This is a genomic window from Exiguobacterium sp. SH0S2, assembly GCF_004337185.1.
In the GTDB taxonomy this organism is placed as follows: Bacteria; Bacillota; Bacilli; order Exiguobacteriales; family Exiguobacteriaceae; genus Exiguobacterium; species Exiguobacterium aurantiacum_A.
On record NZ_SJVB01000001.1, the window covers coordinates 901,472 to 919,843 of the forward strand.

The following is an 18,372-nucleotide window of genomic DNA, read 5'->3' on the forward strand; positions in this document are numbered from 1 at the left end:
TCTATAGGTATGTGAACTCAAAAACATTATACAGAAATTAATTAGAATAATGCTAATGTGAAGCATTTTCATTGTGTTTTCATTGTGTCATTTCTTTGTCGGATACGTGCGGAACGCCGAATTGAGCTGACCCCGGATCAATTCATCACGCTGTCTCGTCGATAGACGTTTTTCGCGCTCTTTAATGTCTTGAATCCGCCATCCGTCCTCAAGCTTTGACGCCACGTCGATCAATCGCTCGACGTCATGGAAAGAATATTTACGCGAGCCTCCCTTTGTCCGCTCCGGGAAGACGAGTCCTTTCGCCTCATAATAGCGCACTTGTCGTTCAGAAAGTCCGGTCAGTTCGGTAATAACGCCCATTCCAATCACTTTCTTCGACTTGTAGTCCATCGTCCGCCATCTCCCTTCTCAAAAAAACTATGTCAGATAATCTGACAAATTGCAATCCAACCCGTTCATTTCGTCTTAAACTGAAACCAACTTTTGAAATCACACTTGCTAAAAGGAGGAATCGCAACATGGAAGAAATTATGTATTATATGGACACGCTGTTCGTACTCATCGCTGCACTGCTCGTCTTGACGATGCAACTTGGTTTCGGCTTACTCGAGACCGGGACGCTCCGGGCTAAAAACGCCGGGCATGTCGCTGTCAAACAAATCATCAGCCTCTCTGTGGCGGCACTCGCCTTTTGGGCCGTCGGGTTCGGCCTCTCATTCGGGGATGGTACACGCTGGTTCGGGACTGAAGGATTCTTTTTAAACGGATCGTTCACGAGCCTCGACTGGGCCAACGTCTCGCTCGACATTAAATTCTTGTTCCAATTGTCATTCGTCGCCGTTGCGCTCGCAATCGCTTGGGGCGGATTTGCGGAACGGGCTAAACTGTCGGCCTATGTCTTATTCGGTATCTTCTTCGTCGCCATTCTCTATCCGATCGTCGCTCGCTCGGTTTGGGCGGGTGGACTCCTCGGCTCAATGGGGATGCAAGACTTCGCAGGCTCAGCCGTCGTCCATCTTCAAGGTGGGATGGCTGCCCTCATGGCGACGATCATCTTGAAACCACGACGGAAAACAGAATCACTCGCCGGTCATAACCACGTCTTGACGGTCGTCGGCGGACTCGTCCTTTGGCTCTGTTGGTTCGGATTCAACGCGGGATCGACGATGTCGGTCGCTGACGGATTCTTCGGTTATGTCGCACTTACGACGATGCTCGCTACGGCTGCCGGTGCGCTCGGCGCGCTCGCCATCGTCATGATCCACAAGAAGACGGCCGACATCCCTTCAGTCGTCAACGGTGTCCTCGGGGCGCTCGTCGCCATCACAGCCGCTTGTGCCTTTGTCGAACCATGGGCCGCTGTCGTCATCGGCGCCCTCGCTTCCATCGCAACATACGGCACGAGCATCCTCATGGCGAAGTATATCGATGACCCACTCTGTGCCTTCTCAGTCCACGGTGTCGCTGGCATCATCGGAACACTCGCACTCGGGTTCTTCGCATCACCGCGTCTCGTCGAGATCACCGGCATCGGTTCGGCCGGCCTCTTCTACGGTGGCGGTTTGTCACAACTCGGCGTCCAGGCGCTTGGTGTCTTGATCGCAATGGTCATCGCCGGAGGCGGAAGCTATGTCTTCTTAAAACTACTCGACGTGACGATCGGTCTCCGTGTCACTGAGGAGCAAGAAGACGTCGGACTCGATATCGCCGAGCACGGTGTATCGGCGTACGGTGAAATCGATGCGGAAACTGACACTCCGGCTCGTCTGCCGAAGATTCTCGGCTCGAGCGTGTCGGTCATGTCACCAAAAAAATAACAGCAGTCAAAGGGACACCCTTCACGCGCGTGGAAGGGTGTCCCTTATTCATTTCAACCGCCCTAAATAGTAACGGATGACAAGATAGCCGAGCACGACTCCCGCGACCGCGTCAACTCTAGCACCGAAAGCGACCGACCCGAGCGTCAGGACGACCAACTGACCAATCAGCAAGCGGTTCATCCACCATTTGTAACCCGCCAACCGTTCAAGACGCGTGATCGGCAACCATGAAGCGATCGACATCGTATCGAGTCGTTTGAAGAGCGGCACGAGTTGGAGTGCCGTCAAACCGACGAACAGCGGGACGACCAAGCCGACATACCAGCCACCCGACAGCCACATGACGATGAACGCCACGACAGAAAGGCGGAACACGAGGTCGAGCGAGTCTTTCGAACGGATGACACGTAAGCCATAGACATAACGTGCGGCATCCGCGCGTCTGAGCACCGAACGCTCGAGCGCTCGTACGATGACACTTCTCTCCTTCACTTCCTCCCGCATCGCCGGCAAGTCGACGAACCAACTGATGACACGGTCGAACTGCGCCTTGCTCTTCTGCTCGAGCGTGAGCCAATCAAGGAGCGGGATGCGGTCGTGTCGTCTTAGATGAAGCAAGACAAGCGCGACAAGCGCTGGCACCGGCGTCAATAACGGGACACCAAAAATCATGATGACTCCACTCGCGAGCGCACTGAAGAGCACCACGTTTGAGACCAGTTCGAGCTTTGCGAGGCGACCCGCTGCCGAAAGCAACACGCTCGCTGCGACGATGGCGCCTACTTCTGCCGGCGTGAGCGCTTGCGTCCGGACGATGAGCGGCAAGACGACGAGCATGGCGACGAGCGCCCGAACGCTCGCGAACACGACGTTGAACAGACGAACCCCGTTCATATACGAACGGATATCACCGAGCTCTGGCAACAAAAACACTTGATCCGCTTCTTGAAGCAACGTCCGTGGCCGATGACCGAGCGGCAAGAGCAAGAACACAAGCGCGACGACCCATTCGCTCGGAAACGCCGGGTCGAGTCCGTTTAAAAATTGATTGTAGACGAATCCCCCGTAAATGAGCGTGAAGTAGAGCGTGAACAAGAGACCCCCGTTCGCCACATAGCGGCTATACTTCACGACTTCTTCCATCCAACTACTGAACCGAGCGTTAAACACCCTCATTGCGCCCGCTCCTCGGCCTCGATCGCCTCGACATAAATGTCATCGAGCGTCGCGTCAGGACGGAGCGCATATTTTTCACGCAACTGCGCTGCCGTACCGGTCGCGATCACGACTCCTTGATGGAGAAACACGAACCGGTCACAGTGACGTTCCGCCGTCTCGAGGATATGCGTCGACATGAGAATCGCACACTCTTGTTTATACTCATCAAACAGGCGGAGCAGTTGACGGATCGCGAGCGGATCGAGACCGACGAACGGTTCGTCGACGATCAAGAGCGGCGTCTTCGTCACGAGCGCGCTCAGGATCATCGCTTTTTGGCGCATCCCTTTCGAGAAGACGGATGGGAACCAGTCCAACTGTTTCTCCATACGCATGTCGCGGGCCAATCGTTCCGTCCGCATCTCGAGGTCACGGCTGTCGATCTCGTACGCTTTCCCCATCAACAACAAATGTTCACGTAACGTCAACGTGTCATACAAAATCGGCGTCTCAGGTATATAACTTATTTTCTTGCGATAATTTTTTTCGGACGATTGCAACGTTTCTCCGTCGACTTCGACTGATCCCGAAATCGGTTCAAGCAATCCTAAAATATGTTTGATCGTCGTCGATTTCCCGGCACCGTTTAGCCCTATCAGCCCTACGAGCTCACCTTTTTTTACTTCAAACGAAACATCATGTAGCACTTGTTTACCTATATAACCGCCGTTCAAGTGTTCGACGTGTAACATGAAAACTCCACCCCTTATTTTCAACTTTTTTTTGTGATATATGTTTTAAAAATTGTCACATGGGAATATTCTCTACTGTAAGGCATTTTAAAAACTTATTCATCACTTCCATTGTTCCATAAAATTGTTATTGAGAACAATGGACAAAACAGAGAGGAGAATGTTTGCATGGGTTTTATTCTTTATTTGATCGTCGGAGGTATCATCGGTTGGTTAGCAGGTCTTATTTTAGGTAAAGACGTACCAGGCGGCGTTATCGGTAACATCATCGCTGGTATCATTGGTGCTTGGCTTGGTGGATTGATCTTCCCTGATTTCGGACCGATCATCGCTGACATCGCGATTATTCCAGCACTTCTTGGTGCGATTATCTTGATCTTGATCGTATCGTTCGTTATGAAATCAATGAACAAAAAGCGCTAATCCAGTGCTACAAAAACGGGACCCTCGACACGAGGGTCCCATTTTTTTCGTTCAACTTAACAGTAAATACATCGCCCCGTCGCGTTCGATGAAGCGTTTATCCGTTTCTAGACCGAGCAACGTGAAAATCGATTCGAACAGCGAGCGATCGTAACGCCACTCGATCCCAAGCTCTGTCTCGATTCGTTCATTCGGTTCACCGAGGAGGGCGACCATATCATCCGTCCGTTTGTCCAAATCGATGTCGATTTGGTTCACTTTCTTTTTAACAAATGTCACATCCATGCCGTCATACCGCCACACGTCGCCGTCCCGTTCAAGCGGTTCACCGAGCTGTTCGACGACCGCTTTCTCCCGCTTGTTCATAACCGACTCAATCGTTTCAAGCGAATGCCCGGTCCTCGCCTCGACTTCAATCTCGATCAGCTCGACCCGCTCGATATCGAACTGACCGGCAATCGTCTCGTTCGCTTCGGGCTGTAGCGCGAAAGCGAGCTGTTCCTCCCGAACGAGCGTCACCGTCTCCGTTCGCGTGACGGTCTCCCCGTTCACGACCGCGACGGCTTTGACGTCGTACCGGCCTGGCATCCGCTCGACTGTCAAGCTGTCGCCCGCCGCATCAATCCGGCCTACTTGTGTCCCATCGACCCATATGTTCGTCAACGGCACGTCTGACGTCGCAACGAACGTTTGCGGTAACAGCTCAATCCGATAATCCGCAAAGCCGAACCGGCCGTCTCCCGTATCAAGCAAGCGGAACAACCCGACTGACTCCATACCTTGACGTTCATCGGCGCGGTCCGCCGCCACCTCAGAGATCGCCTCACCTCGAATCGCCTTCTCTTCGTTCAGCCAACGCATGAACCGAAGTGCCTCGGCACGCGTAAGCGGCTCAGTCTCATATTCAACCGTCTGCTCAAAGAAAGCGACGTCTTCCGTCAACAGAGCCTCTTTAAATCGAACGTGGATTTGCGCGTTCGCCTCCGCCGGCTTATAGCCCCATATATAGATTGCCCCCGTCGCTAAGACGAGCAAAACGGCTAGGACGATGACGAGGCGAATCTTGCGCTGCCTTGTCGTCTTCTTCGATCGTTCATAAGCCATTCTCTCCACTCCTATCACTTTCTCTTGTCCTTCTATTGTAGGATGACGTGAGAACGAGGACAATCATTCTTTCGCCTGAACTTCCGTGTTATGATGAAATCGATCAGTCATTTCATGAATGGAGGAAATACGATGCATACCGATGCCAATTGTATCTTTTGTAAAATCGTCAACAACGACATCCCTTCTTACAAGGTGTACGAAGATGATGACGTCGTCGCTTTTCTCGACATTTCCCAAGTGACGAAAGGCCATACCCTCGTCATCCCGAAACATCATGCCAAAAACATTTACGAACTACCGAGTGACGTCGCAAGTGACGTCTTTAAAGCAGTACCGGGAATCGCGAGCGCGATTCAACGCGAAACGGGCGCAATCGGGATGAACGTCCTCTCGAACGCCGAACAAATCGCCGGTCAGACGGTGTACCATTTCCATATTCACTTGCTCCCGCGCTACGGCCACGAAGACGGCTTCGACGCGAAATGGGAAACCCATAACGATGCGTACACGCCAGAAGAAATGAACACGCTCGCGGCTCAAATCAAACAACGTGTTTGAACGAAACAAGCGGACCAGGCTCTAGGAGGAGTCTGGTCCGCTTTCTTGTGTGTCATGACGAGTTGATCGAATTGAAGTGCCGCTTCCGCTCTTCTTCAATTTGTGCCCGTTCTATTTGCAATTTGATTGCATGCTCATACAGTTGCTGACGAGATTTGACAGACTCCGCTTGTTCGAACTCTTTTCTTAATTCATTTAGACGGGTGTCGATTTCAAAAAGTCGCTTTTCAAGCAAAGTTTGTTTACGCGTCTGTTCGTTCTGTTCTGACGCTTCGTATCCCGCCTCGAGTGCTTCCATTATTTTATGTGCCCAAGGGTCATCTCCCAGTTGTTTCGCCGCGTTGTACAAGTCTAGCATGTCATCGAACCAACGCTTTTGCTTGTCCACTGGAGGTCACCTTCCTTTGACCTCATTTTAAAATAAAATGATTTTTCGGTCAAAATTGAATGTTCTGAAAAATTTTATTTGAGATATAGGTTTTTAATCTCTCTTTTTTGGTAAAATAATATGAAAAGAATGTATTCTAGCATTATCGTGCTTGAGGAGGGGAATGTATTGTCGAGTCACAATCGTCGCGAGTGGGTTGCTTTTGGCTTTGTCGTAGCGTTTTTAGGCGTAGCGACAGTGAAAAAGATTGCTCGTGGAACAGCCAATGATGCCGCATCGAATCAGCATCGGGCGTCTACAATCACTACGTTGAAAGAACAATTCCAAAAAGTTGCCAAAGATGCTTCACAAGTGGTGGCGGCTGGTAAGTTACAAGGCAAAGAATTGACGGATCAAGTGAAAGCCGAGGTCGAACGCTATCAACAAGACATTCAGCCTTCAATCGAGCAGATCCAAGGAAACCTAAACGAGCTTTCAAACGTACAGTCAGATATGACCGAAGCGAAAGCGAAGAAGACCGACTGACCGGTCTTTAGGCATCGTCCGTCGTTTTAGTCACTTTGTATCCGGAAAGGATGAATTGAGATGGAACATGAAAAAGAATTCTCTGGCCCTGAGGCCATGCTCTATAGTCATAAAATCATTCAGCTCAGTAAAGCATTGTGGAAGACGGTCGAAAAAGACTGGCAGAACTGGATCAAGCCTTTCGATTTGAACATAAACGAGCATCATATTTTATGGATCGCCCACGCGCTCGGTGGCGCCTCAATCTCTGAGATTGCGAAATATGGCGTGATGCACGTATCGACCGCGTTCAACTTTTCGAAAAAATTAGAAGATCGTGGTCTCCTCACGTTCTCTAAAAAAGAAACGGACAAACGTAATACTTATGTACAGTTGACGCCTGAAGGCGAAGCGCTCTTGCTCGAAACGATTCATGCGTTCGACCCTGAAGAGAACGGTGTGTTCCGTGCCTCGCTCCCGTTGCAGGAGTTATATGGGAAGTTCCCAGACTTGACGGACATCACGGCCATCGTCCGCCGCCTGTACGGCGACAACTTTATGGACATCTTCGCTGAAACATCAAAAATGATTTCTGAAGAGGCCGGACGTCGTCCCGAAGATGACGAGCTGACTAAAGAAGCTTGACGTGCGCGTAAAGGGGCTCTGTGATTTCGAGAGCGATTCCTTGTTTGACGCACGCCGCCAAGATGACCCCTGGGTCTAACGACGGATGCAACATCCCGACGAAACTGACGAGCAAAGGCTCTACGGACGACAAGCCGTAACGCCTTTGCTCGTTTTGTTGATTGTTGATTTCGTCGAGCAGTTTATAGAAGTCCGCAACTTCTTCTTTCGTCAAGTTTGCTTTGATGACTTCATATTCAAACGGCCGACTCGACCAATCGACTAGTCCGAGCAACAGCTCCATCTGAAAAGACAACTGATTAACTTTCTCTTCTAGCGACACGTTTCCCACCCCATCATTTCACATTCTCTTTCATCATTATACGACACGTTTCTGTGCTATGATACTACACAGGTAATCGAACAGCTGTCATGATTAACAAAATGTGGTATAGTCGAACATAGAAACTTATAGATTTTTAGGGGTGGAATATATGTCAAATGGAATGACGAATGAACCAAACAAACAAAACAAAAAGTTTTCAACTGGTGCCCTTGTCGGCGCATCGGCAATCGCGCTTCTCATCGGTGTAGGCGGTACGTACGCTGCAACGAGCGGCGGATCTTCTGACAACTCAGCTGTTGTCTCATTCGAAGGTGGCGAAATCACGCGCGGTGAAATCGCGGACATGAGCTACGACCGTATGGTCCCACAACTCGCTTTCCAAGAAACAATGAACGCACTTCTTGAAAAAGAGTATGGCGACAAAGTCGAGCAAGAAAAAGTCGACGAAGAGTTCAGCAAGACGGAAGAGCAGTTCAATTCGAAAGAAGAGTTCGAACAAGCGATTCAACAGGCTGGCATGACAGACACGGATGAGTTCAAAGAGGCACTCCGCGGCCAAATGCTCGTCGATGCTGCGAAGTCTGAACTCGTCGACGTGACGGACGAAGAAATCGAAGCACAATTCGCCAAAGAGAACGTTGAAGTCCAGGCGAGCCATATCCTCGTCGAGACGGAAGAAGAAGCGCAAGCTATCATCAAAGAAATCAACGATGGCGCTGATTTCGCAGACGTCGCGAAAGAAAAATCAACAGACACTGGTTCAGGCGAAAAAGGCGGCGACCTCGGTTACTTCTCAGCCGGCGCCATGGTTCCTGAATTCGAAGCATACGCGTTCCAAGAAGATGTCGTCGGTAAAGTCTCAGAGCCGGTCCAATCACAATTCGGATTCCACGTCATCAAAGTCGTAGACCGTAAAGAAAAAGACCTCAAGCTCGAGGACGAGAAAGACCGCATCCGTGAAGAATTGGCGACTGAAAAAGCAGCTTCAGTCGACGCCAACAAAATCTACGCTGAGTTGATCGAAAAATACAACGTTGACGTGAAAGACGCGAAAGCCTCAACACAGTTCGACGCAGTAAAAGACGCACTCAAAGCGGAAGAAGAAGGAACATCAGAAGAAGCACCGGCTGAAGAGTCGACAGAACAATAAGCAACAGGCAGGCGTCCCGCGGGATGCCTGCCTTTTTTATAGCTTCGGTTTGTAGAACGCCCGGTTATCAAGCGCCATGAGCCGTTCTGTGAACGTTCCTGGCTCGACACCTTCGAACGCCTTATCGAACATGTTCATCCGCGCATCGATGTTGTCGATGAAGAACAGCATTTCCGCCTCCGGAAGTTGCGGCGCGTTCGCCGAGCCCCACTCCGGCTTCCCGTGGTGACTCAAGACGAGATGTTGTAACAGCGTCGTGACTTCACGATCGGTCCCGAGCTCGCGGGCCGTGACTTCGATCTCGGACGCCATGAGCGACAAATGACCGAGCAGTTTGCCTTCGAGCGTATATTCCGGGGTGATCGCGTCCGACAGCTCGATGACTTTCGCCAAATCGTGCAAGACGACACCTGAGACGAGCAAGTCCCGGTTCAACTGTGGATACAAGTCACACATCGTTCCGGCCAGTTTGAGCATCGACATGACGTGGAACGCGAGCCCTGAATAGACCGCATGATGATGGCGTACCGCCGCCGGATACGTGAAATATGCCTCTTCGTTTCGGTCAACAATCGTCGTCACGAGTTCCCGCATGCCCTCGTGACTGATCGCGTCGATATACGCCCGGATCGTCGTCTCGAGCTCCGACTTCGGGATCGGCGCAGAGCGGACGTACGGTGCGATGTCCGTCTCCCCTTCGATGATCGAGATCTGCTTCAGTTTGAGCTGCGTCCGGCCCCGATAGTCCATGACTTCTCCTGAGGCGTGGACGATCTTTTTCGTCCCGTACTTCTCGGTATCGGCGCTATCCCACACCTTCGTCTCGATCTCGCCGCTCTCATCGCATAAAACGAGCGTCAGATAAGGCTTCCCGTTCCCGGCGAGCCCTCGATATGATTGTTTGATCATTACATATTGGTTTAACGTGTCGCCCACTTTGAGCTGACCGATTTTAGTCGTCAATGAAAGCACCTCTCTTCTTGTCAGTACTTCCATCTTAACGAAAGTTCGCTCTAGATGCCAACTTTCTCGGTAAACCGGGAATACTTGATGAGAGAAGAACATTGGGGGAATGAAGGATGAATTGGACTTGGTACACACGACCTGAGGAAATCGTACACGTTGACGACTACTATACGGAGGCGTACACGTATTGGCTCGAACAACTGACGACGGCCAAAGTGACGAAAATCATCGTCGAGCAGGACTATATGTACGGTTCGCTCACGCTCGACTATGAGCAGCTCGAACGCGAACCGCAGAAAATCGGTCACTATTTCGTGACGCGCGACTTTTTATGGACGATCGGGTTTGATGATTTGTATTGCGATAGCGTCGCAGCGAAACAATATGCCACACCGATTGCAGCGTTCTATGACCTGCTCGCCGAAAAGATGGATTATTACTTCCACGGGATCGATGAATACGAGGAACGTTTGATGATGGCACAGCGTCAAATGAGCGGTCAAGTTCCGCCTGAGTTCATGAACGAAATATTTGGGCTGCGGAGCGAGATTGAACGCTGGTCAGATACGGTCGTCCCGTACCGCGAGCTACTGATGGCGGGACGAGAGGCGTTCCTCGACATAGAGTTGAATGAGCTGAAGTCTTATCGCCTTGCTGAGTACCGTGTCGATCGGCTGTTGACGTTGATCGAACACTACCAAGGCGATGTCATCGCCTTGACCGACCTCGCCTCGACGCTGTCAAATTTTCGTGGCAACGAGATCATGAAGGCGTTGACCGTCTTCACGGCGCTGACGACACCGGTCGTCGCCTTCGGTGCCGTCTGGGGAATGAACTTTAAACAGATGCCAGAACTCGAATGGCCGCTCGGCTATCTATTCGCTTGGGTCATGATCGTTCTCTTCACGGGCTTAGTTTACGCTTGGTTAAAACAAAAAAATTGGATTGGGTCTCTGTTACAATTCCCGAATCAAATCCGTAACCAAAAACAAATGGAAAAACAGCGGAAGAGAACAAAACAGTAAAAAAACGAACAAAAGTTCGCTATAATGAAAGGAGTCGATTGAAACGGAAAGGAGATGCCGATGGAACGTTTAATCATACACGTCGATATGGATGCGTTCTATGCATCCGTCGAACAACGCGACCGCCCTCACTTGCGAAATAAGCCTGTCGTCGTCGGTGGCGCCCCTCACAGCCGTGGAGTGGTCGCCACTTGTTCGTATGAAGCGAGAAAATACGGCGTGCATAGCGCCATGTCGTCACGCCGGGCGTTCGCCCTGTGCCCGCAAGCGACGTTCGTCAAGCCACGCTTTCAGGCGTATCGACAAGTGAGCCAAGACGTGATGGAAATCTTCAAGTCCGTGACGCCATTTGTCGAGCCGCTATCGCTCGATGAAGCGTATCTCGACGTCACCGAGAATTCACTCATGAGCATGTCGGCGCCTTACGTGGCGCGCTACATTCTCGGCGAGATCAAACGCCGGACCGGACTGACCGCTTCCGCCGGCGTCGCCCCGTCCAAGTTCGTCGCCAAAATCGCCTCCGGGTTCGACAAACCGAACGGCCTCACTATCGTCGCCGCGGACGAAGTCGAGTCGTTCCTCGCCCCGCTGTCGATCACGACGATGCACGGTGTCGGAAAAGTGACCGCCCAGACTTTGTTCAAGCATGGGTTTGAAACGATTGCCGACATCCAGCAATCGCGACCTGAACAGTTGAAGGCCATCCTCGGCCATGACCGTGGTGTCCAGTTATACGAACTCGCACACGGACGTGACAGCCGTCCCGTCGTCCCGACCCGTGAACGCAAGTCGATCGGCTCGGAGACGACGTTCGCCTTTGACCTCGACGACCCGGAGGAAGTGTATGAGCGCGTCATCCCTGAGATCGAAGACGTGTTGCAGCAGCTCGACCGCCGTGAATTGAGTTGTCAAACTGTGACGATCAAAATCAAAACGAGCGAGTTTCAAGCACGCAGTCACCAGATCAAGCTGAACCATCCGACCCATGACCATGATGAGATCAAACGGCTTTCCCGACGCTTGTTCGACGAGATGTCAATCAACGAGCCGGTCCGTCTAATCGGCATGACCGTCTCCGATTTGATTCCCCGAACGGAGACGGCCCGTCAGCTCACGTTCGACGAACTGACGAAACCATCGCTTGAAGAATGAATGGTGATTCAGTACAATGGAAAGAAAGGGGGGGTCCGTTTGAACATGTACACAGTCACTGCGTTCGAGAATGACGGCACAGTCTTACTTAATGATTCATTCGAGGCAGCGAACGACGAAGAAGGAAAAGCGACAGGGCTAGCGATGCTCCATGAGGCCGGTCACGACCATAAAGGAGCGCGCATCGTCCGCCAAGGACAACTCATCTATTTCGAACGGTGCAAACTTCCTGGAAAACTGAAAGGCACGGCCTCATAACAGCGAAGCGCCTCAGGAAACCCGAGGCGCTTTGTTCATTCGCTATATTGTTTCTCCCAGTCTTCCCGCCATGCCCAATAGTCGTCCGGATGTAGCTCTTCCGCCGTCTTCCCATCCAGTGAATAAGGTGCCCCCATCAGCGGTTCCTTTGAATCAGGGAATGAGGTCCCGCCGATGATGTCCCCGTCATCAATTAGGACCAAGACGTTCGTCTGTCCGAGCTCGTACTGATCATCGAGCAGATGGTTACGGACGACGAAATGCTCTCGCTTAATGTCGCGCCCGATATAGTCGTCCGGTGGCGTCGTCTGGACGCTCCAAGTATCTCGCACAGGTGAATCGAGAAGGTCTTCCTTCTCGAAACGTGACGTGTCCCCTCCCTTGTAAGAAACAATCTCATATCCTTTCTCCTCGAGGTAACGCTTCGCCAGCTTGGCGTCCTCTCCGAGCATCGGTTTTTCGTTGGCGTTCGAGCAAGCCGCCAGGAAGAAGACGCACAGGAGGATCCCGATTCGTTTCCACATCATCTCTCCACCTCATCAGTTCGTTGTTTTCAACTTATTCGTTAACTAACAAAAATTTCCTCTTTCAGAATGGAAAGAGGAATAAAATCGAAAAAATCGCGACGACCGCGACAATCATTTGTAGCGGCAAACCGACTTTAACGAAATCGAAAAAGCGATAGCCGCCGATACTGAACACCATCGCGTTCGTCGGTGAGCCGAACGGCGTCATAAACGCGAGTGATGCCGCGACGGCGACGGCGACGACGAGCGGCACCGGACTGACTTCGAGTGACGCGGCGAGCGATAAGGCGAGCGGTGCGAACAAGACGGCCGTCGCCGTATTGGAGATGATTTGACTGAGCACCATCGTTGCGACGAAGATGGCGACAAGCACCCAGACCGGACCAGCACGTCCGAACGACTCACTGATCCATGTGACGAGCCAGGTCATGACACCCGCATTTTCAAGTGCGGTCCCGACTGGAATCATGGCGGCGATCAACAGGAGCGACGACCATTGGACCGACTCGTAGGCAACGTCCATATGCCGGACCGCTCCCGTCAGCACCATCGCGATGGCCGCAAGCCAAACGGCAACGGTCGGATCGACCCATTCGAAGACGAGGAGCACGACCATGACTAGCATGATGAGACCGGCCGCGAGTTGATGGCGCTCGGACACAGCTCGGTTGGCGACATCGGTCACGCGCTCGTTCGCGAGCAACAAGTGTGTCTCGTCACCCGCTTTTTCTAAATCGCCCCACTCGCCTTGGGCCACGAGCATATCACCTCGCTCTAACGGGACGTCTTTCAGCCGTGTCATCGCAATTTCTTCGTTCGGGCGGATGACTTGAAGCACGTTCAAGCGGTAGTCATTCCGCAGCCGACTTTCCGAGAGACAGTGACCGATGAGCGGGCTATCAGACGGGACGGTGAAAATGGCGACGCCTGACTCTTTCCCGTAGATATCTTTCAGCTCCATCGGTTCAACGACCACCCCTTCTTGACGGGCGACGCGTCGAACATCCGCTTCTGCCCCGCTAACGAGGACACGTCCCTCATAGAGCACCGTATCGGCTCGGGCCGTGACGAGTCGATGCGCGAGCCCTTTTCGCTTTTCGCCGAGGACGATCAAACCGTCACGTGACCACTTCACATCTCGGAGCGTTTTCCCGACGAGCGGATGACCTTTCGTGAGCGTGAGCGCGTAGATGTTCAACTCGGGCATCGGCAGACGGGCGACGACGACCGAACGAACCTCGCCCGCATCGAGCAGCCGGTTCCCGATGACATAAAAGTAGAGCAGCCCGACGACGGCGGCGGCGAACCCGATCGGTAGTAGCGAGAAGAAACCGAGCGTCCCGCCTGAGGCACCGCGGAGCGCCTCGGCGGCGACAAGGTTCGGTGGGGTGCCGATGAGCGTCATCGTCCCACCGATGCTTGAAAAGAACGCGAGCGGCATTAACAGTTTTGCCGGATTCGTACCCGTTTGTCTCGACATGGCGAGAACGACCGGGATCAAGAGCGCGACCGTCCCCGTGTTCGACATGAGACTCGATAGAAACGTCACGGTGACCATCAGAACGAGAAATAGACGCACCTCACTCCCTTTCGCATAAGGAATGAGCCCAGCGCCAAGCCGTTCGGCGAGTCCTGTATGAAACAAGCCCGCTCCGACGATGAATAATCCGGCGATCATCAAGACGACCGGATTCGAAAAACCTGCCATCGCCTCGACAGGCGACAATTGCTGCGTCAATACGAGCGCGACCAGCCCGACGAGTGCGACGAGATCGGCCCGCAACCAGCCCCCGATGAAAAAGATGATCATGACCGCTAATATGAACAAGGTGACCAAGACGCCCACCCTCTCTTGTGAATTGATATACAAGGTTATTATACCCTATAATATGTAAGCGCTATCATAACGAATTTGACAAGTCGGTCAACAAAAAACGGATGGCTCGAAAGCCATCCGCACAGGTGTTATTGAACTTCGTTTTCATTAACCATCGGAGCGTATAGCTCTTCAAGTGGTTTCATGATAATTTTTGTCACTTCTGTGACCAGTTGATGCATGCGTTGCTCTTCTTGCATGAGCTCCATGATCAATTCGTTCTGTTGAACGCTCATCATTTTCGTTTGAGCATCCATCATCTCTTGTTCTGAGATTTCTTCGCCTTGCATTTGCTTTTGCTGAAGCGTCATTTGGATATCACGGAAGTCAGCGAACAACTGGTTCGCTTCTGCATCCGCATTGACACGATCGTATAATGAAGAGAGATTTGTGAACTCCTCAGATTCGCGAAGTGCTTTTTCCAATTGGTTAGCATGATCGTACAAGTTTGTTTGTGACATGTGACGTCCTCCTAAATACTATTAGGGCCGTGGCCGATCAAACGATGGCAATCAACCCTTGAATCAACCCAATCATACCACCTAACAGCGCTCCAAGCCATGTTATTGCCCGGAACTCCCGTTTCGAGATCGATAAGACGATCTCCTCGAGGTACGACGTATCGAGCGATTGGACTTGCTCTTGCACGATTTGATCGATTTTCAGACGGTCCATCACCGTCTCCATTTGATTGGTGAACCGCTCGATGACGAGCCGAACCCCGTTCGGGACGAGATCGTCGACGATGCGTGTCTCGACGTCTCGTGTGTACGAATAGACGGTCCGGTCGAGCAATTCGCCGACCGGGAGACGGGTGATGACTTCTGTCGTCACCCCATCGATCAATCGGTCTTCTAACCGCTCATCTAAGAGTGTGTCGACCGTACGCTCACTGAACCGTTCGAACTCGCGCGTGATCATCGTCGCCATTCCAGAACGAGTCGACCCGCCACGTAAAATGTTGACAATCTCCGGGCGAATCATCTCGACGAAGTTCATATTTTGAATGAACCCGGCGATAAAACCGAGCCGGCGTTGGACGAACGAGTCGACCATATACCGCAGCTGAGCCTCTCCTTCCGCCGAATAGAAATACTCTTCTGATTTGACGAGCATCGCGTCGACGATTTCCGGGATCACGTCACGGACACGGTCCATCCCGTCCTCACCGAGCAGTTCGTACAGCTTGCGTGACTTGACGTCAGCGAGCACGAGCCGGAGCTCTTGGCGGAGTTTCGTGTCCGCTTCCGTCAACACACGCGACTCGGCGTCCGGGTAAAGCGGTTCGACTAGTGTACGGATCGTCTTGTCCGAACGGAGCATCGTCCGGACTTCCTCTTGGACGAAATAGGTGATGTGGCCGCTCACTTGTTCGTCGAGCAGGCGCTTCCGCATCCCTTCAGGCGTCAACAAGTGTTTCACGACCGTCTTGCCGAGACTCGTCGCCAGCTCATCGCGGCGTTTCGGAATCAACCCCGGTGTGAACGGTACTCGGACTTTTCCGATATACTTTGGCTCGTGGGGCCGAAATAACATTTTGATGGCGAGGAAGTTCGTCACTCCCCCGATTGTCGCCCCAATGGCGATCATGATGAATATTTTTAGTAGACTATCCAAACTGCCTGCCCCCGTTCTGAAATATGATACATTGTTGAAGAGGTGATTGTGTTGACTACGTTTGATCGTATTAAATCGATTTTCCCGACCGTTGTCCATCGGTCGGAAGACGCATCCGGAGACTATGCTTGGTATCAAGCACAGGATGGGACCGTGTTCGGCTTGCCAAAAACCGAGTTGAACGAGCGTGAACGGCAACTGCTCGAATGGTCGGCGACACCGTTTTTGACGACCGCCGACCCCCGTCAAGAAAAATGGCAAAACCGCCTGCTCACCGATTCGTATCGGATCGCGCAACCGTTCCGTCTGTTGTCACTATCGCTCCACTATCAAGAGAGGGAATCGCTCGAGCAATTTTTAGAGATATTACACGATTTCATGCCAGAAGCGGAGATTGTCGTCATGACGCGACATCACGTTGAAATCATTGAGATGAACCAACTCGTCGACTTGTCTGATTTCGAGGACGTATTGCGTGCCGGCGCGAGCGACTGCTACGTCGAAGCGCACGTCATCTTTAGTGAGCGGCCGCTCGGTGTGTTGGGGACGCTTTACCATCAACACATGACGTTGCGCCCGTTCGCGAAACTCCCTACTAAAACTTACCCTGCTAGTCAATTATTATACCATTACTTGCTACAAGACCATGAGACTTTTGCCACACGTCTCCAATTGACCGAGGCGGCGTATTCGATACTCGATAAGACGAGCGTCGAATTGTTAGAGGCGCTGTTCGCCCACTCGCTGAACGTGTCCCATACGGCGAAAGCGCTGTTCATGCATCGGAACACGCTCAATTACCGGCTCGATCGGCTCTATGAACTGACAGGATATGACGCTCGTCAGTTTTATGATGCGAGTTTACTCCAACTGATTGTCACGTTGCACAAATCTGAGTAACTGTTTTTGTGCAACGTGTACATATCTCGTGCAAGCGGTTTCATCGTATAATCAATCTTGTAAGCGCTATTATACAAGAACACATTCTCAGGAGGCTAACGACAATGGCAGAAATTCAATTGAATCACATTGATAAAATATACGACGGTGGTGACGGGAAAGCCGTCAGCGACTTCAACTTGCACATTAAAGACCGGGAGTTCATCGTTTTCGTCGGACCGTCTGGTTGCGGTAAATCGACAACACTTCGCATGATCGCAGGACTCGAAGAAATCTCGAGCGGCGACTTCATCATCGACGGCAAACGCATGAACGACGTGGCGCCGAAAGACCGCGACATCGCGATGGTCTTCCAAAACTATGCCCTCTACCCGCACATGAGCGTCTATGACAACATGGCATTCGGTTTGAAGCTTCGGAAGTTCCCGAAAGAAGAGATCGACCGTCGCGTCCAAGATGCGGCTCGCATCCTCGGACTTGAAGAATACCTCCAACGTAAACCGAAGGCACTCTCAGGTGGTCAGCGCCAACGTGTTGCCATCGGTCGTGCCATCGTCCGTGACGCAAAAGTGTTCTTGATGGATGAGCCGCTCTCAAACTTGGATGCAAAACTTCGCGTACAAATGCGTAAAGAGATCATCCAGTTGCACAACCGTCTCGATACGACGACGATCTACGTTACCCATGACCAAACGGAAGCGATGACACTCGCGACTCGTATCGTCATCATGAAAGACGGGATCATCCAACAAGTCGGTTCGCCGAAAGAAGTATACGACAACCCAGATAACATCTTCGTTGCCGGCTTCATCGGTTCGCCTTCGATGAACTTCTTCCGCGGAACACTCGCAGACGGCAAGTTCGTCGTGAACGGCGAAGAAATCAACGTGCCTGAAGGCAAGATGAAAGGTCTTCGCGACCGTGGTTACATCGGTAAAGAGCTTATCCTCGGGATTCGTCCAGAATCGATCCACGATGAGCCGATCTACATCGATTCTCCGACAACACACACGTTCCAAACACACATCGATGTATCTGAACTCATGGGTGCCGAGTCTTACCTTTACGCCGAGCTCGGTGGACACCAGTTCACGGCCCGCATCGACGGCCGCTCGAACATCCGTATGGGTGACGACGTAGAACTCGCGCTCGATATGACGAAAGCACACTTCTTCGACTCTGAGACAGAGCTCGTCATCCGTTAATACAAAATCCCCT

Annotated in this window: 22 protein-coding genes; 11 read left to right on the forward strand and 11 right to left on the reverse strand. The window is 51.9% G+C overall.

Annotated features, from left to right (window positions below; translation table 11 throughout):
- Positions 1-87: 87 nt before the first annotated feature.
- The gene (locus EVJ21_RS04555) at positions 88-393 is read right to left on the reverse strand and encodes a MerR family transcriptional regulator (protein WP_071399222.1); all 306 of its coding nucleotides are present in this window, start codon (positions 391-393) and stop codon (positions 88-90) included.
- Positions 394-521: 128 nt separating this feature from the next.
- On the opposite strand from EVJ21_RS04555, the gene EVJ21_RS04560 reads away from it, so the two are divergent.
- Positions 522-1,820 carry an ammonium transporter gene (locus EVJ21_RS04560; protein ID WP_131489966.1) on the forward strand — a complete coding sequence of 433 codons (1,299 nt, stop codon included), beginning with the start codon at positions 522-524 and terminating at the stop codon, positions 1,818-1,820.
- Positions 1,821-1,868: 48 nt separating this feature from the next.
- Here EVJ21_RS04560 and EVJ21_RS04565 read toward each other — a convergent pair whose 3' ends face one another.
- Both EVJ21_RS04565 and EVJ21_RS04570 read right to left on the reverse strand, forming a co-directional pair.
- Positions 1,869-2,999, reverse strand: coding sequence for an ABC transporter permease (locus EVJ21_RS04565; protein ID WP_131489967.1), 1,131 nt, complete (start codon positions 2,997-2,999; stop codon positions 1,869-1,871).
- Positions 2,996-3,733, reverse strand: coding sequence for an ABC transporter ATP-binding protein (locus EVJ21_RS04570; protein ID WP_070327865.1), 738 nt, complete (start codon positions 3,731-3,733; stop codon positions 2,996-2,998). Before EVJ21_RS04570 ends, EVJ21_RS04565 begins: the two co-directional genes overlap by 4 nt.
- A 168-nt stretch (positions 3,734-3,901) precedes the next feature.
- Between EVJ21_RS04570 and EVJ21_RS04575 the strand changes: the two genes are divergently transcribed.
- Positions 3,902-4,156, forward strand: coding sequence for a GlsB/YeaQ/YmgE family stress response membrane protein (locus EVJ21_RS04575; RefSeq protein WP_070327866.1), 255 nt, complete (start codon positions 3,902-3,904; stop codon positions 4,154-4,156).
- Between the two features lie 51 nt (positions 4,157-4,207).
- Here the strand turns inward: EVJ21_RS04575 and EVJ21_RS04580 are convergent, their stop codons facing one another.
- Positions 4,208-5,260, reverse strand: coding sequence for a hypothetical protein (locus EVJ21_RS04580; protein ID WP_131489968.1), 1,053 nt, complete (start codon positions 5,258-5,260; stop codon positions 4,208-4,210).
- 132 nt (positions 5,261-5,392) lie between these two features.
- On the opposite strand from EVJ21_RS04580, the gene EVJ21_RS04585 reads away from it, so the two are divergent.
- Positions 5,393-5,821 (forward strand): HIT family protein, encoded by a 429-nt coding sequence (locus EVJ21_RS04585; protein WP_131441620.1) that lies wholly within the window; start codon positions 5,393-5,395, stop codon positions 5,819-5,821.
- 52 nt (positions 5,822-5,873) lie between these two features.
- Here EVJ21_RS04585 and EVJ21_RS04590 read toward each other — a convergent pair whose 3' ends face one another.
- Entirely contained in the window at positions 5,874-6,209 is a 336-nt protein-coding gene (locus tag EVJ21_RS04590) for a hypothetical protein (RefSeq protein WP_071399216.1), read from the reverse strand.
- A 168-nt stretch (positions 6,210-6,377) separates the two neighbouring features.
- Between EVJ21_RS04590 and EVJ21_RS04595 the strand changes: the two genes are divergently transcribed.
- Entirely contained in the window at positions 6,378-6,734 is a 357-nt protein-coding gene (locus EVJ21_RS04595; RefSeq protein WP_233589624.1) for a hypothetical protein, read from the forward strand.
- 60 nt (positions 6,735-6,794) lie between these two features.
- Entirely contained in the window at positions 6,795-7,358 is a 564-nt protein-coding gene (locus EVJ21_RS04600) for an HTH-type transcriptional regulator Hpr (protein ID WP_070327870.1), read from the forward strand.
- Here the strand turns inward: EVJ21_RS04600 and EVJ21_RS04605 are convergent.
- Positions 7,345-7,680 carry a DUF1878 family protein gene (locus EVJ21_RS04605; RefSeq protein ID WP_236635571.1) on the reverse strand — a complete coding sequence of 112 codons (336 nt, stop codon included), beginning with the start codon at positions 7,678-7,680 and terminating at the stop codon, positions 7,345-7,347. The two genes, EVJ21_RS04600 and EVJ21_RS04605, sit on opposite strands and share 14 nt — an antisense overlap.
- A gap of 151 nt (positions 7,681-7,831) precedes the next feature.
- On the opposite strand from EVJ21_RS04605, the gene EVJ21_RS04610 reads away from it, so the two are divergent.
- On the forward strand, positions 7,832-8,833 hold the full coding sequence (locus EVJ21_RS04610) for a peptidylprolyl isomerase (protein ID WP_131489969.1): 1,002 nt from the start codon (positions 7,832-7,834) through the stop codon (positions 8,831-8,833).
- 36 nt (positions 8,834-8,869) lie between these two features.
- Here the strand turns inward: EVJ21_RS04610 and EVJ21_RS04615 are convergent, their stop codons facing one another.
- Entirely contained in the window at positions 8,870-9,829 is a 960-nt protein-coding gene (locus tag EVJ21_RS04615) for an HD domain-containing protein (protein WP_070327873.1), read from the reverse strand.
- A gap of 83 nt (positions 9,830-9,912) precedes the next feature.
- Between EVJ21_RS04615 and EVJ21_RS04620 the strand changes: the two genes are divergently transcribed.
- From EVJ21_RS04620 to EVJ21_RS04630, 3 genes are read left to right on the forward strand one after another with little or no spacing between them, the layout of a single operon-like run.
- Positions 9,913-10,824 carry a magnesium transporter CorA family protein gene (locus tag EVJ21_RS04620; protein WP_131466185.1) on the forward strand — a complete coding sequence of 304 codons (912 nt, stop codon included), beginning with the start codon at positions 9,913-9,915 and terminating at the stop codon, positions 10,822-10,824.
- A 60-nt stretch (positions 10,825-10,884) separates the two neighbouring features.
- The gene (gene dinB, locus EVJ21_RS04625) at positions 10,885-11,976 is read left to right on the forward strand and encodes a DNA polymerase IV (protein WP_236633549.1); all 1,092 of its coding nucleotides are present in this window, start codon (positions 10,885-10,887) and stop codon (positions 11,974-11,976) included.
- A gap of 45 nt (positions 11,977-12,021) precedes the next feature.
- Positions 12,022-12,234 (forward strand): YhzD family protein, encoded by a 213-nt coding sequence (locus tag EVJ21_RS04630; RefSeq protein WP_269089669.1) that lies wholly within the window; start codon positions 12,022-12,024, stop codon positions 12,232-12,234.
- Positions 12,235-12,269: 35 nt separating this feature from the next.
- Here the strand turns inward: EVJ21_RS04630 and EVJ21_RS04635 are convergent, their stop codons facing one another.
- The 4 genes from EVJ21_RS04635 to EVJ21_RS04650 all read right to left on the reverse strand — a co-directional run bounded on the left by EVJ21_RS04635 (position 12,270) and on the right by EVJ21_RS04650 (position 16,227).
- A complete protein-coding gene (locus tag EVJ21_RS04635; RefSeq protein WP_145963255.1) occupies positions 12,270-12,761 on the reverse strand; it encodes a hypothetical protein in 492 nt (163 codons plus the stop codon).
- A gap of 61 nt (positions 12,762-12,822) precedes the next feature.
- Positions 12,823-14,607, reverse strand: a complete 1,785-nt coding sequence (locus tag EVJ21_RS04640; RefSeq protein WP_131489973.1) for an SLC13 family permease — start codon at positions 14,605-14,607, stop codon at positions 12,823-12,825.
- Between the two features lie 119 nt (positions 14,608-14,726).
- Positions 14,727-15,098, reverse strand: coding sequence for a YlbF/YmcA family competence regulator (locus EVJ21_RS04645; protein WP_016510204.1), 372 nt, complete (start codon positions 15,096-15,098; stop codon positions 14,727-14,729).
- A 37-nt stretch (positions 15,099-15,135) separates the two neighbouring features.
- Positions 15,136-16,227, reverse strand: coding sequence for a DUF445 domain-containing protein (locus EVJ21_RS04650; RefSeq protein ID WP_131466215.1), 1,092 nt, complete (start codon positions 16,225-16,227; stop codon positions 15,136-15,138).
- Positions 16,228-16,302: 75 nt separating this feature from the next.
- On the opposite strand from EVJ21_RS04650, the gene EVJ21_RS04655 reads away from it, so the two are divergent.
- Positions 16,303-17,154: a PucR family transcriptional regulator gene (locus tag EVJ21_RS04655; RefSeq protein ID WP_070327879.1), complete on the forward strand. Its 852-nt coding sequence runs from the start codon at positions 16,303-16,305 to the stop codon at positions 17,152-17,154.
- Positions 17,155-17,258: 104 nt separating this feature from the next.
- Positions 17,259-18,359, forward strand: a complete 1,101-nt coding sequence (locus tag EVJ21_RS04660; RefSeq protein ID WP_070327880.1) for an ABC transporter ATP-binding protein — start codon at positions 17,259-17,261, stop codon at positions 18,357-18,359.
- Positions 18,360-18,372: the final 13 nt, after the last annotated feature.

Bases quoted from the DNA above. Each gene is read 5' to 3' on its own strand.
- EVJ21_RS04555 (WP_071399222.1), bottom strand. From the start codon at position 393: ATGGACTACAAGTCGAAGAAAGTGATTGGAATGGGCGTTATTACCGAA.
- EVJ21_RS04560 (WP_131489966.1), top strand. From the start codon at position 522: ATGGAAGAAATTATGTATTATATGGACACGCTGTTCGTACTCATCGCT.
- EVJ21_RS04565 (WP_131489967.1), bottom strand. From the start codon at position 2,999: ATGAGGGTGTTTAACGCTCGGTTCAGTAGTTGGATGGAAGAAGTCGTG.
- EVJ21_RS04570 (WP_070327865.1), bottom strand. From the start codon at position 3,733: ATGTTACACGTCGAACACTTGAACGGCGGTTATATAGGTAAACAAGTG.
- EVJ21_RS04575 (WP_070327866.1), top strand. From the start codon at position 3,902: ATGGGTTTTATTCTTTATTTGATCGTCGGAGGTATCATCGGTTGGTTA.
- EVJ21_RS04580 (WP_131489968.1), bottom strand. From the start codon at position 5,260: ATGGCTTATGAACGATCGAAGAAGACGACAAGGCAGCGCAAGATTCGC.
- EVJ21_RS04585 (WP_131441620.1), top strand. From the start codon at position 5,393: ATGCATACCGATGCCAATTGTATCTTTTGTAAAATCGTCAACAACGAC.
- EVJ21_RS04600 (WP_070327870.1), top strand. From the start codon at position 6,795: ATGGAACATGAAAAAGAATTCTCTGGCCCTGAGGCCATGCTCTATAGT.
- EVJ21_RS04610 (WP_131489969.1), top strand. From the start codon at position 7,832: ATGTCAAATGGAATGACGAATGAACCAAACAAACAAAACAAAAAGTTT.
- EVJ21_RS04615 (WP_070327873.1), bottom strand. From the start codon at position 9,829: ATGGAAGTACTGACAAGAAGAGAGGTGCTTTCATTGACGACTAAAATC.
- EVJ21_RS04620 (WP_131466185.1), top strand. From the start codon at position 9,913: ATGAATTGGACTTGGTACACACGACCTGAGGAAATCGTACACGTTGAC.
- dinB (WP_236633549.1), top strand. From the start codon at position 10,885: ATGGAACGTTTAATCATACACGTCGATATGGATGCGTTCTATGCATCC.
- EVJ21_RS04630 (WP_269089669.1), top strand. From the start codon at position 12,022: ATGTACACAGTCACTGCGTTCGAGAATGACGGCACAGTCTTACTTAAT.
- EVJ21_RS04635 (WP_145963255.1), bottom strand. From the start codon at position 12,761: ATGATGTGGAAACGAATCGGGATCCTCCTGTGCGTCTTCTTCCTGGCG.
- EVJ21_RS04645 (WP_016510204.1), bottom strand. From the start codon at position 15,098: ATGTCACAAACAAACTTGTACGATCATGCTAACCAATTGGAAAAAGCA.
- EVJ21_RS04650 (WP_131466215.1), bottom strand. From the start codon at position 16,227: ATGATCGCCATTGGGGCGACAATCGGGGGAGTGACGAACTTCCTCGCC.
- EVJ21_RS04660 (WP_070327880.1), top strand. From the start codon at position 17,259: ATGGCAGAAATTCAATTGAATCACATTGATAAAATATACGACGGTGGT.